A 644-nucleotide genomic window follows, 5' to 3' on the forward strand; every position below is an offset into this window, starting at 1 on the left:
TGTTTGGGCCGGGGAGATGGTGAACACCTGTTCGGAGACATGGTGAACACATTTCAGATTAGCCTGGCTTATCGATGGAGGTCGATGGGCTTGAGTATGACGCTGCGGAAGACCAGGTCGTAGATGCCGTCCTGGTCGGTGGGCCGGAGCGCGACGCGCTTGCCGATCAGCGCCTTGGAAGCCTTGATCCGCCGTCCTGCGAAGCTGAAGCGGCCGTTGACGTCGACCGACCTCACGATGTCGCCGGCGGCATAGTCGAAGGGCTCGACCTCCGGCCTGAAGGCCCTCGGGCTCGGCCGGTAGCGCTCGGCCGGCACGGCGAGGTCCAGCGCGTCATGTGGCCGGTGATGGTTGTAGCGATCGCGCCAGGCATCGAACGCCTGCTGGGCGTCGAGCAGGCTCTCGAAGCTCACGCGCTGCAGCAGCTCGAGGTCGAGGGTGCGGTTGAAGCGTTCGTTCTTGCCGTGGCTCTGGGGATGGCGGGGCGGACTGTGCCAGGGGGCCACCCCGTGCTCGATCAGCCAGACACCCAGCTTCGTGAGCTGCCGCTCGCCGGTATCGCCCCACGGCGGGCCGTTGTCGGTCAGGATCACCTCGGGCAGGCCATAGCGCTCGAACGCCGCCTGCACGGCACTTTGCACCGT

The 644-nt window shown here is 66.3% G+C and carries 1 protein-coding gene; it reads right to left on the minus strand.

Going from position 1 to position 644, the window contains the following annotated elements:
- Nucleotides 1-68 precede the first annotated feature (68 nt).
- On the minus strand, nucleotides 69-644 hold a 576-nt coding region (locus AC1ROX_RS31600), incomplete at its 5' end, for an integrase core domain-containing protein (protein ID WP_493132900.1).

This window comes from Reyranella sp. GW821-FHT14A01, from assembly GCF_058803965.1.